Genomic DNA, 13,269 nt, shown 5'->3' on the forward strand with positions numbered 1-13,269 from the left:
GCCCTGAATATACTCAATATTGAAGGAGTAAATGTCTTTCGGCGGCAGTTACGCTTTTTTGCAATTTACAGGTTTGATCACTTGAAAGTTTGTTGGAAGCGATTTAAAACATTGAGAAGTAGATAACAAGGATCAGAAATGAAGCTTTACTATGCACCTGGTGCATGCTCGTTGGCAGCACATATTATTTTAAATGAAATTAATGTCGATTTTGATTTGGAACGTGTTGATTTAAAAACACATAAAACTGAGAAAGGCGAGGATTATTACGAAATCAATCCGAAGGGTTATGTACCTGCATTAGAAATTAACCCGGGGCTGATGCTGACCGAAAACGTCGCAATCCTGCCATTCTTGGCGCAACACGATCCAAAACAAGATCTGATTCCGCCATCAGGTATGGGACGTGCCAAAGTACTGGAATGGCTGGGGTACCTGAACTCGGAATTGCATGATGCTTATGCGGTTTTCTTCGGTGCACCATTAGATGAAGAAGCCAAGAAAAAAGGCTATGCAGAGATTGACCGTCTGTTAAGTTATATCGATAAACAGATTGGTGAGTCAGACAATGATTATCTGGTCGATGACAACTTTGGTCCGGCAGATGCCTACCTGTTTGTACTGACCAACTGGTCGAACCATATCGGTCATGACTTAAGCCCATACAAGAATATTATTGCACTGCGTAATAAAGTGGCTGAACGTCAGTCTGTACAGATCGCGATGCGTGATGAAGGTCTGATTCCTTAATTTATAATTCGAAAAAAATAAAGGACTCAATTGAGTCCTTTATTTTTGGGCATGATTTCGCTTTAAAAAATTATTTAAAGAAATAACCGGTTTCTGGCGAGCTGGCATTGGCCATACGCTTACGTGGCATACGACCCGCAAGGAAAGCTTCACGACCTGCTTCAACCGCTTTACGCATGGCAGAGGCCATGAGTACCGGATTCTGTGCAGCAGCAATGGCTGTGTTCATCAGTACGCCGTCGCAACCCAGTTCCATGGCAATGGCTGCATCACTGGCAGTTCCGACACCGGCATCGACCAAGACTGGAACTTTGGCATTTTCTTTAATAATGGAAATGGTATGCGGATTCAGAATCCCTAAGCCTGAACCGATTAGGCTGCCCAAAGGCATAATCGCCACACAACCCATGCTTTCTAGTTCCTGCGCCACAATCGGGTCATCCGAGGTGTAGACCATGATCTCAAAGCCATCATCAATCAGAGTGCGGGCCGCTTTCAAAGTTTCGGTGATGTTTGGATATAAAGTCTTTTCATCCCCCAATACTTCCAGTTTCACCAGATTATGACCATCGAGCAGTTCACGTGCTAGCATGCAGGTACGCACCGCACTGTTGGCATCAAAGCAGCCCGCGGTATTTGGCAGAATGGTGTATTTCTCTGGTGGAATCACGGAAAGCAGATTCGGCTGATCCGGATGCTGACCGATATTGACCCGGCGAATCGCCACTGTGACGATTTCAGCACCACTGGCTTGAATGGCCTGTTCGGTTTCCTGAAGGTCTTTGTATTTGCCTGTACCAACTAACAGACGTGACTGGAATTGGCGTGAACCAATTTGTAGTAAATCTTGCATAGTGTTTCCGAGCTTTAGCCGCCACCGACAGCGTGAATGATTTCTATTTTGTCTGCTTCGCAGATCGGCGTTTCAGCCAGTCTGCTTTTAGGGATGATCATTTCGTTGACTTCAACGGCATAGCGCTTACCCTCAAGTGCCAGACTCTGGATCAGATCCATCAAGGTCTTGCAGTCGGTCTGTTGTTGTTCGCCATTGATATAAATGTTCATTTTGGCATCCTCTGAACGTGACCCGTTGTTATTTGATGTGTTTGAATGCGTTCCATGCCAGCACCAGCCAGCCTGCAATCATCAGTGCTCCACCGATCGGGGTGATTGCCCCTAAACCACGCGGTAGGCCTAGTGCCATCATATACAGTGAGCCACTAAAGAATAGAATGCCCAACTGAATCAGGACAAAGCTTGGCTTGAATGGCAATTCTGGAATGACTTTTGCCATAATCCCCAACAGTAATAAACCTAGAGCATGATAGAAAAAGTAATCGGTCGCAGTCTGCCACCAGGCCAGTTGAGCTTCAGTGGCACGGGCTTTTAAACCATGTGCGCCAAAAGCGCCCAGCATTACGGCAAGTGCCAGGTTAATCGCTGAAATCGCAATCCACATCTGAACTGATCTTCCTGTAAATTTTGCGCTTTACCTTAGCATAAAAGCGGCTTTCGAGACACGGCATTAAAAGACAAAAAAGCCTTCATCTCTGAAGGCTTTTTGATCAGTTGTGTAACGCTTAGTTGGAAGACATGGCGATTTTAATTTTTTCCATGGCATTCTTTTCCAGCTGACGAATCCGTTCAGCGGAAACATTATATTCAGCAGCCAGTTCATGCAGGGTAGATTTCTCATCATCTAACCAGCGACGTTGCAGGATGTTGCGTGAACGGTCGTCCAGCTGTTCCATCGCATCATGCAGGGCAGCGGTACTTTGTTCCTCATAGTCTTCATTTTCAATCAGACGTGCCGGATCATAACGGTTATCTTCCAGATACAAAGCTGGAGCGACATGACCTGAACCTTCATCGTCATCATCACCGGAAGCTTCGAATGCTGCATCATAAGCCGTCAGACGGCCTTCCATTTCCAGCACCTGTTCAGGAGTCACATTCAGGTCATTGGCAATCGATTGCGCTTCTTCAAGAGTGAGCTTTTTAGAAGATTTTTTCAGGCTACGTAAGTTAAAGAACAGTTTACGCTGTGCTTTGGTGGTCGCAATTTTAACAATACGCCAGTTACGAATCACATATTCGTGGATTTCCGCCTTAATCCAGTGCACGGCAAAGGAAACCAGACGGACACCCATATTCGGGTCAAAGCGTTTTACCGCTTTCATTAAACCAAGGTTGCCTTCCTGAATCAGGTCACCTTGAGGCAGGCCATAACCTGCATAACTACGTGCAATATGTACAACAAAACGCAGGTGGGACATCACCAGCATTTTTGCTGCGTCCAGGTCCTGGTCATAGAAATATCGGTCTGCCAACTCTTTTTCTTGTTCGGCAGTTAAAATAGGAATCTGATTGACAGTACTAATATAAGCACCGAGATTGACACCTGGCGCCGATAATGACAGGGGCATCAATTGATTGCTGCTGTCACTCATGTGTTCTCCTTGAGGAATAACGGGATCATTCCCAAATCTATGATTTATCTTAATCCAATCTTCAATCAAATGATGGATGTTTGGGTAGAGAAATGTAAACTTTTTTGCAAATATGGAGATAAACAGTTTAATTGAAAATTTTTAGGATTCAATTAAGTAGTGAAACTCCACGTCGGAAATTTGTTTCAATTCATACTTCAGTTGGTGAATCTCGCAGTAACGCGAAACATCGACCTGACTATGCGGATCGGATGACTTCAACAGAAAGGTTTCACCCGGGTAACTTTTCAGTGCTCGCTTTAACATCAGTAATGGCATTGGACAGGGTTTGCCCATAGCATAAATGGTGCGAATCTGACCTGCAGTATCACTCATTTCCGTAAATTCATTCAACCTAAAAAAGGCTTTAAATATTAGCAAATAGGATGCCAAATCCCAACTTTTTTAAAAAAATTCAAACGAAATTATCATTAAAAAAACCTTATGCAAATTTCTGAAAAAATAGCGAAATCAATTAGAACAAACCTAAAAAAAGGCTATTAATTGTCAGAAACCCATGTTAAGCTCGATGGGTTAGTAGGATTTTAGATAAACAAACACGTTGTTTTTCGCCCTATAACAAAATGGATGTAACCGGGATTTTGTTAATAGTTTTACAGAATGATTACAAGCTTAAAAATAATATTTTCAAACTTGTTTGGTCTGCTGTTTGCAACACCGGGTGGTCCTTCTCTTAGTTACAATGAGGATTGACTTATGACAGCTGCTCGCGAACAAGGCGTAGTTAAGTGGTTCAACGACACTAAAGGTTTTGGTTTTATTCAACGTAATGGCGGTGACGACGTATTTGTTCACTTCCGTGCAATTCTTGGCGAAGGCCACCGTTCACTACGTGACGGCCAACGTGTTGAATTCAGCGTTGTAAAAGGCCAAAAAGGCTTCCAAGCTGAAGAAGTGCAGACACTTGACTAATCTTCGGATTCAGTTCGAAAACGCTCCAATGTAAATTGGGGCGTTTTTTGTTTATACTAGGCAATATCGTAAAGACCCTTCAATTTGAGCAGTGCTATATGTCTTCTGGTTTTGAGACCTTAAATTTACATCCCAATCTAAAAAAAGCGATTGATGCCTTGGGCTTTACCAGCATGACGCCCATCCAGCAGAAGGTTCTGAAGTTCACACTTGCAGGACATGATGCTATTGGCCGTGCTCAAACAGGTACAGGTAAAACTGCAGCTTTCCTGATCAGTGTGATTAACGACCTGCTCAATAATCCGGTGAAAGAACAGCGCTATCGTGGTGAGCCACGTGCCCTGATTCTGGCGCCGACCCGTGAGCTGGCACTTCAAATCGAAAGTGATGCGCTGGAGTTGACCAAATACACCGACTTAAGTGTGGTAACGCTGGTGGGTGGTGTAGATTTCGATAAACAGAAAGCGCAACTGGATAAAGCGCCGGTCGATATTATGGTGGCAACTCCAGGTCGACTGATTGACTTTGTCGAACAGAAAGAAGTCTGGCTTGATCTGATCGAATTCCTGGTGATTGATGAAGCTGACCGTTTGCTGGATATGGGCTTTATCCCATCAGTAAAACGTATCGTGCGTTTCTCGCCACGCAAAGAACAGCGTCAAACCTTGATGTTCTCGGCAACCTTTAGCTATGACGTACTAAATCTGGCACAACAATGGCTGTTTGAACCGGTAACTGTTGAAATCGAGCCGGAAAAGAAAACCAATGCCGATGTAGAACAGCGCGTTTATATGGTTGCGAAAGCCGACAAATACAAACTGCTTCAGGATATCCTGCGTGATGAACCGATCGAGAAAGTGATGATCTTCGCCAATCGTCGTGATCAGGTGCGTAAGTTGTATGACCACCTGAAAAAAGATGGTTATAAAGTCGTAATGCTGTCTGGTGAAATCGCCCAAGACAAGCGTTTAAAAATGCTAGATCAGTTTAAGAATGGCAAGCACAACATCATGATCGCAACCGATGTTGCGGGTCGTGGTATTCATGTCGACGGTGTATCACATGTGGTGAACTTTACTCTGCCAGAACAATCCGATGACTATGTACACCGTATTGGCCGTACCGGTCGTGCCGGAACCCGTGGTGTGAGTATCAGCTTCTTGTCCGAAGATGATGCGTTCTATCTGCCAGAAATTGAAAAAGCGATTGGTCAGAAATTACCACTGACCCGACTGGAAGGTTATTGCTAATTTCCAGCCAATAAAAAAACCGCTCGATTGAGCGGTTTTTTATGGCCTATCGAAAACTTAGTTCGATTGGCAACGGAAAGTCAGCGTAGTTTGATAGTCGTCATCTGAATTGATGTTATTGCCTGTACCTGCAATATTGCTGAGTACTTTGGCTGCTGCCTGAATCATCTGACCGGTTTGTTCATCCACGACACCTTTCAGTGCGCCATCATAAGTAGACTGTTCGTCGACAATAATTGGGGTTGCGCGAGAACCACAGGTTTTAGAAGCGGCGTTCACTGCATTATTTTTTGCAATGACTTGGGTTTTACCAAGACCAGTCACTTCAAACTGGTTGTTTTCTTTTTGGATTGCAGTGGTATTGGTCGGATTAGAACTACATGCGGTCAAAGCCAGTGCAGTCGCCAAAGCTGCACCCATGGTCAGTATATTTTTCATGTTGTTAAACTCATCAAGTTCAGATAATCGTTTAATTCATCACATAATAATCTTGAGAATTTGGAGGGCTTGTATAAGTTTGGCAACTTTCAGTAAGCACAATGTCAGTACTGTTGAATAAAACATCAATCCAGTACAAAGATCGGGTTAGTTCTACAAAATAACATAATGCGAGCAGCAATAAAAAATCCCACATATAGAGAATAATCGCATGAATATGCTAATCTTGAGCATAGTTTTTAAGTATAGAAATATAAGGCAATGACCGAATCAGCGATCGAAATCGTTCATCAAAATATTCATCAACGTCAATCTATTGGTCACCTGGTGGCACCAGCACCAAATGCAGAACAGCTGGAAAAAGCCTTTCAAGCCGCACTTACCGCTCCCGATCATCACCGTTTAAAACCTACGGAATTTTTAATTATTCCAGAAGATCAGCGCGAAGCTTTTGGTGAATTGCTATCTCAAGCATTAATCGATTTAGGTCAGACGGAGGCGGCACAAATCGAACGCGTCAAAAACCATCCTTTTCGTGCGCCTTTACTAGTGGTCGCTTTGACTCGTCTGAAAGAGCATCCAAAAGTACCGCATTTTGAACAGATTTTGAGTTCTGGTGCGGCGATCCAGAATTTCCTGTTGTCGTTACAAGCGCAAGGTTTTTCGACCATGTGGCGTAGTGGGGCAGTCGTAGAATCACAATACTTCAAAAAAGCCTTAGGCATTTCCGGGGATGATCTGGTTTCAGGCATCATTTATATTGGTACAGCCGCGAAAAGTATTGCGCCACGTGCAGAAATTCATACAGCAGAATTTGTCAGCCCGTGGAATCCATCCCACTAATGGGCTGAAGAAGGATATTTAAACTCCATGTCAGAATTAAAATTTTCAGATCTGGTCGAGCCAGTAGAAATTGACCGCAAAACAGCATTGCGTGTAACAGTACTCGGTGGTGGCAGTTTTGGTACCGCGATGGCCAATACTGCAGTGCGCAATGGCTGTGACACCATGATCTGGATCCGTGATGAAGCGACGGCAGCAGATATCAATGCGACGCATATCAACAAACGTTATTTGCCTGATTTCCAGCTGGAATCAGCATTATTAGCCGTTTCTGATCTAGAAAAAGCGGTACGTGACCGTGACATTATTCTGGTGGCGATTCCGAGTCATTCTTTCCGCGATGTGATCAAACAGATCAAGCCTTATATTACCTCACAGGCGGTTATTTCCTTAACTAAAGGTATTGAAGCAAAAACTTTCAGCTTTATGAGTGACATCATTCGCGAAGAATTGCCAGAAGTGCCGTATGGTGTGCTATCTGGTCCAAACCTGGCGAAAGAAATTGTCGCAGGTCAACCAGCGGGTACGGTCATTGCCAGTAAATCCGAGTTGGTACGTTATGCGGTACAGCAAGCATTGCATAGTGCTTTGTTCCGCGTCTTTGCCAGTGATGATGTTAATGGTGTCGAGCTAGGTGGTGCGCTAAAAAATATCTATGCTGTGGCGATGGGTATGGCTGCTGCCTATAACGTCGGTGAAAACACCAGGAGTATGATCCTGACCCGTGCGCTGGCAGAAATGAGCCGTTTTGCGGTGAAGCTTGGCGCTAACCCGTTAACGTTCTTAGGATTGTCTGGGGTGGGCGATTTATTTGCAACCTGTAACAGCCCACTAAGCCGTAATTATCAGGTCGGTTATGCACTGGGTAAAGGCAAAACTTTAGAACAAGCGACAACTGAGCTCGGTCAGACCGCGGAAGGGATCAACACTATTGTGCAGGTCAAGGCACGTGCGGAAGAGCTGGATGTGTATATGCCAATTACCTGTGCTCTGTACGCAGTGATCTTTGAAGGCGCACCACCAATGAGTATTGCCGTGTCCTTGATGAAGAACGGTCATCGCAGTGATGTGGAATTTGTCTTGCCACATCAGCAAGTCTGATTTATAAGAGAAAACATGATGATCACGTTTAATTCGTGATCATAGATAAACCAAACAGGGAAATGGTATGCAACTGACACTGGTACGTCATGGCGAAGCAGCTGCACCAGTCAATGGCAATGATACAAAGCGTTCATTGACTGAGCGCGGGCATTTGCAGGCAGAGCAGACAGCGCAATATTTAAAGGATGTGATCAAGCCGGAAGTGTTTGTGGTGAGTCCGTTGCTGCGTGCTCAGGAAACACTATCACATCTGCAGGCTTATTTTAATGATGTACCAGTAGTCATCTGTAATACCATTAAACCGGATGATGATGCCAAGGTTGCAGTGGAATGGCTGTCACATCTACCGTATGAGTCGATTGTGGTGGTGTGTCATATGAATGTGGTGGCGCACATTGCTTCAATTTTGACCGAAGAAAACTTCCATCCTTTTCATTTGGCAGAAGCTCGGATTTATGATCAGGCTGTGATTGCGGCAGGTTTATCGATCCAGCAAAAAAGCTTTATTCCAACAGTATAAAAAACTATTAAAACGGCAGAACTTAATCAATGTTGTATTTATGGATGCCAGAAGCCAATGGGGTTTGGCAATGGTCAGATGGGGAATTCTGGAAAAGTTCCGCGACGCTGGAACAACTGATTCAGGATATCCAGGGGCATCATGGTGAAGAAGCGACAGTTTTCTTCCCGAGCCGTCATGTGCAGATTTTGCAGCAGACAATGCCTAAAGCCCAGTACAAGAAAATGGGGCAGGACGCGATCAAGTATCTGTTGGAGGAATATATCATTCTACCAGTTGATGCGATGAAAGTACTGCATTATTTCCAGCAGCCAGATCAATTGACCGTTCTCGGGATTGCTAATTCTGCGGTTGAAACCATGCAGCATGCATTGCATCTGTTACCGGTCAAAGTCACTGCCTTATTGCCAGATTTTCTGGTCTTACCTATTCCTGCTGAAAACCAACGTATGATCGCAAACATTGGCGACCAGTTGCTGGTGCGCGAGGCGGAATATGTGGGGCATTCGGTTGATGACCTGAGTCTGTATCTGGATTATCAGCCGAAGGATGTTAGCTATCAGGTCAGTGGCCTGAGCAATGACCAGTTGCGTAGTCTGGAATCAGTCGCGACGCATGATCAGATTAAATCTTTTCAATACAGTATCCCTAAGCTGAAAAAGCCGAAAGCACATCCCTTTAATGTCTTGCCTAAAGCAAAATCTGGGGCTCCAGTCTCTAGTTATTGGAAAGCCTGTGCAGCCGTATTCCTGGGTATTTTGGCACTGCAGTTTAGTTATGATGCAGTACGCTGGTATCAATACAAGAAAATTGCCAACCAGACTGCGGCACAAGCCGTAGATCAGTTTAAATACTGGTTCGGCCAGAATTTCCCGGTGACGGAACAGAATATCAAAAGTCAGTTTGAAGGGCAGTTGCGCCTGAATCAGTCTGCCAATACCCAGTCTTTTGACCTGATCAGCCGGATTGGACCAGTGCTGATGCAGAACCAGATGGTGGCACAGCGTGTAAATTATGAATCTTCTACTTTAAGCATGGAGCTACAAGCTCAATCACCGGATGCATTTAGTACCTTGACGCGTCAGCTGGCACAACAGGGCATGAAAGTGGAATTAGGAAATGTTCAGGCCAATGCTGCAGGTGCAGTCGGATCGGTGAGAATACAATAATGAGCATGATTGAAAATATTCAGACCCGAATGGATCAGCAGATTGAGCGCATCAGTGACTATCTGGATAGTCTGAGTGCGCGCGAACGCTATATGGTGATTTTTGCGACCATTTTTGTGTTGGTGGCAGCTGTCGGTTCAGCCCTGTTCTATATGCACCAAGCAGCAGAGACCCAGCAAAAACGCCTGAATACTTTAAAAGACACGATTGTCTGGATGCAGAGCAATGCAGCCAGCATGAAACCGGCTGGTGATCTGCAACTGGATGCTGCCGAGAAAGTTCAGCGGGCAGCACAGCAGCAGGGATTGTCAGTTTCATCGCAGCAGCAGGACGATAAAATATTACTAAATGTGAGTCATGAGAATTATGCAGTGTTGGCAAATTTCCTGACCCAGCTGGCGCAGAGTGGCTTAAGTGTTGAAAAAATGGAACTTATCAGCGATGCCGGGCAGATTAAACTAACAGCGACTGTCATGTAAACGGTAAAAATAAAGATTTGCAAAGCATGGTTTTTTTACCGGGCTGTGACTATAATATGCCGACTTAGAAAGCAGTAGACTTTTCTCGATATGTTGTATTCTCTAGCCCGCCCTTTGTTGTTTTCTTTAGCACCAGAGCGTGCACATGAGCTGACACTATCACTGTTGAAATCTTCCCATGCCATGGGGATGATGCGTCAAAATGTTGCTTCTAAACCAGTGACCTGTATGGGAATTGAATTCCCGAATCCGGTTGGTTTGGCAGCAGGTTTGGACAAAAATGGTGCCTATATTGATGCCCTTGCCAGTCAGGGTTTTGGTTTTATTGAAATTGGTACCGTGACTCCGCATCCTCAACCTGGCAATCCACAACCGCGTTTATTTCGTCTGCCTCAGGCTAAAGCCATTATTAACCGTATGGGTTTCAATAATGATGGTGTGGATCAATTGATTGAAAACGTCAAAGCGGCAAAATTCAAAGGTGTTCTTGGGATTAATATCGGCAAAAATGCGACGACTCCCGTTGAAAATGCCGCTGACGACTATTTGATCTGTCTGGAAAAGGTTTATAATTACGCTTCCTATATTACTGTTAATATTTCCTCTCCCAACACAAAAAACCTGCGTAGCTTGCAAAGTGGTGATGCGCTCACCCAGTTGCTGGAAACGCTCAAAAACCGTCAGCTTGAGCTTGCTCAAGAAAACCAGCATTATGTACCTCTGGTACTTAAAGTTGCGCCAGACCTAGAAGCTGAAGATATTGCATTCATTGCCCAGCAATTAATGCAATATAAAATTGACGGTCTGATTGTGACCAATACAACCTTGTCCCGTGAAGGTGTAGAAGGTCTGGAACACGCTGAAGAAGCTGGCGGTCTGTCTGGTGCGCCAGTATTTGAGAAAAGTACAGCTTGCTTGAAAGCGTTTGCAGACATTCTGCAAGGGCAGATTCCATTGATTGGTGTGGGTGGTATTCTTTCCGGTGCCGATGCTGCTGCCAAAAAGCAGGCGGGTGCTACCCTTGTACAAGTCTATTCTGGCCTCATATATACAGGGCCGAAGCTTGTTAAAGACTGCATTGACGCATTCTGAATTCCATGACCGCCATTGACATCTTTTTACTGATCATCTTGCTCATTGGAGGGCTAAACGGTTTGCGTCAAGGATTGATTAAAGCCTTTGCGAACTTAGCGGGATGGATTTTTGCACTGATTGTTGCTGCGAAATATTCGACGCTACTTGCGCCCTCCATGGTCTCTCTCAGTACAGATCCAGTAGTACAGAAGATTGCAGCATTTGCTTTCATCGTCCTGATGATTGTGGTGCTGACCTGGATTGTGACCTATTTGCTCAACCGTATCTTAAAGACCCTGAAACTGGGGCCTTTAAACCGTCTGGCCGGTGGTGTCTTTGGTAGTCTGAAAGGCCTGTTGATCATTTTGATTACCATGCAGGGCATTGGTCCATGGGTAGAAAGTTCGCCGCACTGGAAACAGTCGAAAATGGTTCAGACTTTTCTGCCGTATGCGCCGTGGGCGACTCAGTTGTCCAAGGATGCTACAAACGGAGCCTTACAACATATCAAGTCTGAAGATTCAAGCCAGTCTTCAGATGCATCAGCTGGGCATCCTGTCAAAGGAAAGTCCTCGGCTGAATCTACAAATAATCCTTTTTATTAATCCTAGCTTGTCTGCGAGGTTGCTATGTGTGGAGTGGTTGGTATAGCTGGTAAATCACCTGTTAACCAAATGTTGTTTGATGCATTAACGATGTTACAACATCGTGGACAGGATGCAGCTGGGATTGTGACATGTCAGGAAGGCCGCCTGTTCCTACGTAAAGATGTTGGTATGGTTCGTGATGTATTCCATACCCGTCATATGCGTGCATTACAAGGTAATTACGGTATTGGCCATGTGCGTTACCCAACTGCGGGTACTTCAAGCAGTGCCGAAGCTCAGCCGTTCTATGTCAACTCACCGTACGGTATTACACTGGCGCATAACGGTAACTTGACCAATGCTGAAGAAATTCATGATGACCTATTCAAGACTGACCTGCGTCACATGAACACCGATTCTGACTCTGAAGTATTGCTGAACGTATTAGCACACGAACTGCAAAAACGCGGCAAACTGGTACCGACTTCTGAGGATATTTTCCATGCAGTCACCCGCGTACATGAACGCTGCAAAGGTGGTTATGCCGTGGTTGCCATGATTACTGGTCAAGGTCTGGTAGGCTTCCGTGATCCAAATGGGATTCGTCCATTGATCTACGGTTCTCGTGAAACTGAACAGGGCATGGAATATATCATTGCGTCCGAATCGGTTGCGATTACCGCGCTAGGCTTTAAAGTTGAACGTGATATCGAGCCAGGTGAAGCGGTATTTATCGACTCAAACGGTAACTTCTTCACTAAGCAATGTGCTGCAAATCCACAATATCGTCCATGTATCTTTGAATATGTGTATTTCGCGCGCCCAGATGCCACCATTGACGGTATTTCAGTCTATAAAGCCCGTCTGAAAATGGGTGAGAAACTGGCGCAAAAAATCCTGCGTGAGTGGGGTGATGAACATGATATCGATGTGGTAATTCCAATTCCGGATACTTCACGTACTTCTGCACTGGAACTAGCCAATACCTTAGGCGTGAAATTCCGTGAAGGTTTCATGAAAAACCGTTATATTGGCCGTACCTTTATTATGCCAGGTCAGCAACTGCGTAAAAAATCAGTACGCCAGAAACTGAACCCGGTTGAGCTGGAATTCCAGGGCAAAAATGTCCTTCTTGTTGATGACTCGATTGTGCGTGGTACCACTTGTAACGAAATCATCCAGATGGCGCGTGATGCCGGCGCGAAAAAAGTATTCTTCGCTTCTGCTGCGCCAATGGTGAAATATCCAAACGTGTACGGTATTGATATGCCAGCGAAATCTGAGCTGATCGCATCTGAACGCAGCGTAGAAGAAATTCGTGAAATCATCGGTGCTGACCGTCTGATTTTCCAAGATCTGGAAGACCTGAAAGATGCCGTACGTACCAAGAAAGTGCCACATCTGCGTGAGTTTGACTGTTCGGTATTTGATGGTATCTATGTGGCAGGTAGCATTGATGAACAATATCTGAACGATCTTGAGCAGAAGCGTAATGATGGTGCAAAAAAAGGTGACAAGTTTATCGATGTGAATATCGATGCGGCTTCGGTTGACCTGAGCGGTGTACGTGAAGTCTAAGCTGCTAAATTCATGAAAAAAGCGGGAATTTCCCGCTTTTTTCATTTATGATGGG

General features: G+C 44.8%; 17 protein-coding genes. 11 read left to right on the top strand and 6 right to left on the bottom strand.

Going from position 1 to position 13,269, the window contains the following annotated elements:
- The first annotated feature begins 138 nt into the window (after positions 1–138).
- Positions 139–750, top strand: a complete 612-nt coding sequence (locus ABEF84_RS05880; RefSeq protein ID WP_347453860.1) for a glutathione binding-like protein — start codon at positions 139–141, stop codon at positions 748–750.
- A 70-nt stretch (positions 751–820) separates the two neighbouring features.
- On the opposite strand, the gene ABEF84_RS05885 is transcribed toward ABEF84_RS05880, so the two are convergent.
- The 5 genes from ABEF84_RS05885 to ABEF84_RS05905 all read right to left on the bottom strand — a co-directional run bounded on the left by ABEF84_RS05885 (position 821) and on the right by ABEF84_RS05905 (position 3,575).
- Positions 821–1,603: a thiazole synthase gene (locus ABEF84_RS05885; protein WP_034588070.1), complete on the bottom strand. Its 783-nt coding sequence runs from the start codon at positions 1,601–1,603 to the stop codon at positions 821–823.
- 14 nt (positions 1,604–1,617) lie between these two features.
- Positions 1,618–1,815: a sulfur carrier protein ThiS gene (thiS, locus tag ABEF84_RS05890; RefSeq protein ID WP_347453861.1), complete on the bottom strand. Its 198-nt coding sequence runs from the start codon at positions 1,813–1,815 to the stop codon at positions 1,618–1,620.
- A gap of 28 nt (positions 1,816–1,843) precedes the next feature.
- Positions 1,844–2,209 (bottom strand): DUF423 domain-containing protein, encoded by a 366-nt coding sequence (locus tag ABEF84_RS05895; protein ID WP_347453862.1) that lies wholly within the window; start codon positions 2,207–2,209, stop codon positions 1,844–1,846.
- A 121-nt stretch (positions 2,210–2,330) separates the two neighbouring features.
- Positions 2,331–3,200 carry an RNA polymerase sigma factor RpoH gene (gene rpoH / locus ABEF84_RS05900; protein WP_034588065.1) on the bottom strand — a complete coding sequence of 290 codons (870 nt, stop codon included), beginning with the start codon at positions 3,198–3,200 and terminating at the stop codon, positions 2,331–2,333.
- Positions 3,201–3,341: 141 nt separating this feature from the next.
- On the bottom strand, positions 3,342–3,575 hold the full coding sequence (locus tag ABEF84_RS05905) for a sulfurtransferase TusA family protein (protein ID WP_347455645.1): 234 nt from the start codon (positions 3,573–3,575) through the stop codon (positions 3,342–3,344).
- 381 nt (positions 3,576–3,956) lie between these two features.
- Here ABEF84_RS05905 and ABEF84_RS05910 point away from each other — a divergent pair, with 381 nt between their 5' ends.
- The gene (locus ABEF84_RS05910) at positions 3,957–4,172 is read left to right on the top strand and encodes a cold-shock protein (RefSeq protein ID WP_034584177.1); all 216 of its coding nucleotides are present in this window, start codon (positions 3,957–3,959) and stop codon (positions 4,170–4,172) included.
- Positions 4,173–4,270: 98 nt separating this feature from the next.
- Positions 4,271–5,422 (top strand): ATP-dependent RNA helicase RhlB, encoded by a 1,152-nt coding sequence (gene rhlB / locus ABEF84_RS05915; RefSeq protein ID WP_347453864.1) that lies wholly within the window; start codon positions 4,271–4,273, stop codon positions 5,420–5,422.
- A 57-nt stretch (positions 5,423–5,479) separates the two neighbouring features.
- On the opposite strand, the gene ABEF84_RS05920 is transcribed toward rhlB, so the two are convergent.
- Positions 5,480–5,860 (bottom strand): hypothetical protein, encoded by a 381-nt coding sequence (locus ABEF84_RS05920; RefSeq protein WP_347453865.1) that lies wholly within the window; start codon positions 5,858–5,860, stop codon positions 5,480–5,482.
- 261 nt (positions 5,861–6,121) lie between these two features.
- Between ABEF84_RS05920 and ABEF84_RS05925 the strand changes: the two genes are divergently transcribed.
- The 8 genes from ABEF84_RS05925 (at position 6,122) to purF (ending at position 13,214) form a co-directional block, all read left to right on the top strand.
- Entirely contained in the window at positions 6,122–6,703 is a 582-nt protein-coding gene (locus ABEF84_RS05925; protein WP_347453866.1) for a nitroreductase family protein, read from the top strand.
- A gap of 27 nt (positions 6,704–6,730) precedes the next feature.
- A complete protein-coding gene (locus ABEF84_RS05930; RefSeq protein WP_347455646.1) occupies positions 6,731–7,804 on the top strand; it encodes an NAD(P)H-dependent glycerol-3-phosphate dehydrogenase in 1,074 nt (357 codons plus the stop codon).
- A gap of 67 nt (positions 7,805–7,871) precedes the next feature.
- Complete coding sequence (locus ABEF84_RS05935) at positions 7,872–8,327, top strand: phosphoglycerate mutase family protein (RefSeq protein ID WP_347453868.1); 456 nt, start codon at positions 7,872–7,874, stop codon at positions 8,325–8,327.
- A 29-nt stretch (positions 8,328–8,356) separates the two neighbouring features.
- On the top strand, positions 8,357–9,496 hold the full coding sequence (gene gspL / locus ABEF84_RS05940) for a type II secretion system protein GspL (protein WP_347455647.1): 1,140 nt from the start codon (positions 8,357–8,359) through the stop codon (positions 9,494–9,496).
- Complete coding sequence (gene gspM, locus ABEF84_RS05945; RefSeq protein WP_347453870.1) at positions 9,496–9,975, top strand: type II secretion system protein GspM; 480 nt, start codon at positions 9,496–9,498, stop codon at positions 9,973–9,975. Before gspL ends, gspM begins: the two co-directional genes overlap by 1 nt.
- Positions 9,976–10,065: 90 nt before the next feature.
- The gene (locus ABEF84_RS05950; protein WP_347455648.1) at positions 10,066–11,067 is read left to right on the top strand and encodes a quinone-dependent dihydroorotate dehydrogenase; all 1,002 of its coding nucleotides are present in this window, start codon (positions 10,066–10,068) and stop codon (positions 11,065–11,067) included.
- A gap of 5 nt (positions 11,068–11,072) precedes the next feature.
- Positions 11,073–11,654, top strand: coding sequence for a CvpA family protein (locus ABEF84_RS05955; RefSeq protein WP_347453873.1), 582 nt, complete (start codon positions 11,073–11,075; stop codon positions 11,652–11,654).
- Positions 11,655–11,678: 24 nt separating this feature from the next.
- Positions 11,679–13,214 carry an amidophosphoribosyltransferase gene (gene purF / locus ABEF84_RS05960; protein WP_034584148.1) on the top strand — a complete coding sequence of 512 codons (1,536 nt, stop codon included), beginning with the start codon at positions 11,679–11,681 and terminating at the stop codon, positions 13,212–13,214.
- The last annotated feature ends 55 nt before the right edge of the window (positions 13,215–13,269 follow it).

Source organism: Acinetobacter sp. ANC 7912 (genome assembly GCF_039862785.1).
Classification (GTDB): Bacteria; Pseudomonadota; Gammaproteobacteria; order Pseudomonadales; family Moraxellaceae; genus Acinetobacter; species Acinetobacter thermotolerans.

What these genes read in the sequence shown, in the direction of transcription:
- ABEF84_RS05880 (WP_347453860.1), top strand. Translation starts at nt 139, where the DNA reads ATGAAGCTTTACTATGCACCTGGTGCATGCTCGTTGGCAGCACATATT.
- ABEF84_RS05885 (WP_034588070.1), bottom strand. Translation starts at nt 1,603, where the DNA reads ATGCAAGATTTACTACAAATTGGTTCACGCCAATTCCAGTCACGTCTG.
- thiS (WP_347453861.1), bottom strand. Translation starts at nt 1,815, where the DNA reads ATGAACATTTATATCAATGGCGAACAACAACAGACCGACTGCAAGACC.
- ABEF84_RS05895 (WP_347453862.1), bottom strand. Translation starts at nt 2,209, where the DNA reads ATGTGGATTGCGATTTCAGCGATTAACCTGGCACTTGCCGTAATGCTG.
- rpoH (WP_034588065.1), bottom strand. Translation starts at nt 3,200, where the DNA reads ATGAGTGACAGCAGCAATCAATTGATGCCCCTGTCATTATCGGCGCCA.
- ABEF84_RS05905 (WP_347455645.1), bottom strand. Translation starts at nt 3,575, where the DNA reads ATGAGTGATACTGCAGGTCAGATTCGCACCATTTATGCTATGGGCAAA.
- ABEF84_RS05910 (WP_034584177.1), top strand. Translation starts at nt 3,957, where the DNA reads ATGACAGCTGCTCGCGAACAAGGCGTAGTTAAGTGGTTCAACGACACT.
- rhlB (WP_347453864.1), top strand. Translation starts at nt 4,271, where the DNA reads ATGTCTTCTGGTTTTGAGACCTTAAATTTACATCCCAATCTAAAAAAA.
- ABEF84_RS05920 (WP_347453865.1), bottom strand. Translation starts at nt 5,860, where the DNA reads ATGAAAAATATACTGACCATGGGTGCAGCTTTGGCGACTGCACTGGCT.
- ABEF84_RS05925 (WP_347453866.1), top strand. Translation starts at nt 6,122, where the DNA reads ATGACCGAATCAGCGATCGAAATCGTTCATCAAAATATTCATCAACGT.
- ABEF84_RS05930 (WP_347455646.1), top strand. Translation starts at nt 6,731, where the DNA reads ATGTCAGAATTAAAATTTTCAGATCTGGTCGAGCCAGTAGAAATTGAC.
- ABEF84_RS05935 (WP_347453868.1), top strand. Translation starts at nt 7,872, where the DNA reads ATGCAACTGACACTGGTACGTCATGGCGAAGCAGCTGCACCAGTCAAT.
- gspL (WP_347455647.1), top strand. Translation starts at nt 8,357, where the DNA reads ATGTTGTATTTATGGATGCCAGAAGCCAATGGGGTTTGGCAATGGTCA.
- gspM (WP_347453870.1), top strand. Translation starts at nt 9,496, where the DNA reads ATGAGCATGATTGAAAATATTCAGACCCGAATGGATCAGCAGATTGAG.
- ABEF84_RS05950 (WP_347455648.1), top strand. Translation starts at nt 10,066, where the DNA reads ATGTTGTATTCTCTAGCCCGCCCTTTGTTGTTTTCTTTAGCACCAGAG.
- ABEF84_RS05955 (WP_347453873.1), top strand. Translation starts at nt 11,073, where the DNA reads ATGACCGCCATTGACATCTTTTTACTGATCATCTTGCTCATTGGAGGG.
- purF (WP_034584148.1), top strand. Translation starts at nt 11,679, where the DNA reads ATGTGTGGAGTGGTTGGTATAGCTGGTAAATCACCTGTTAACCAAATG.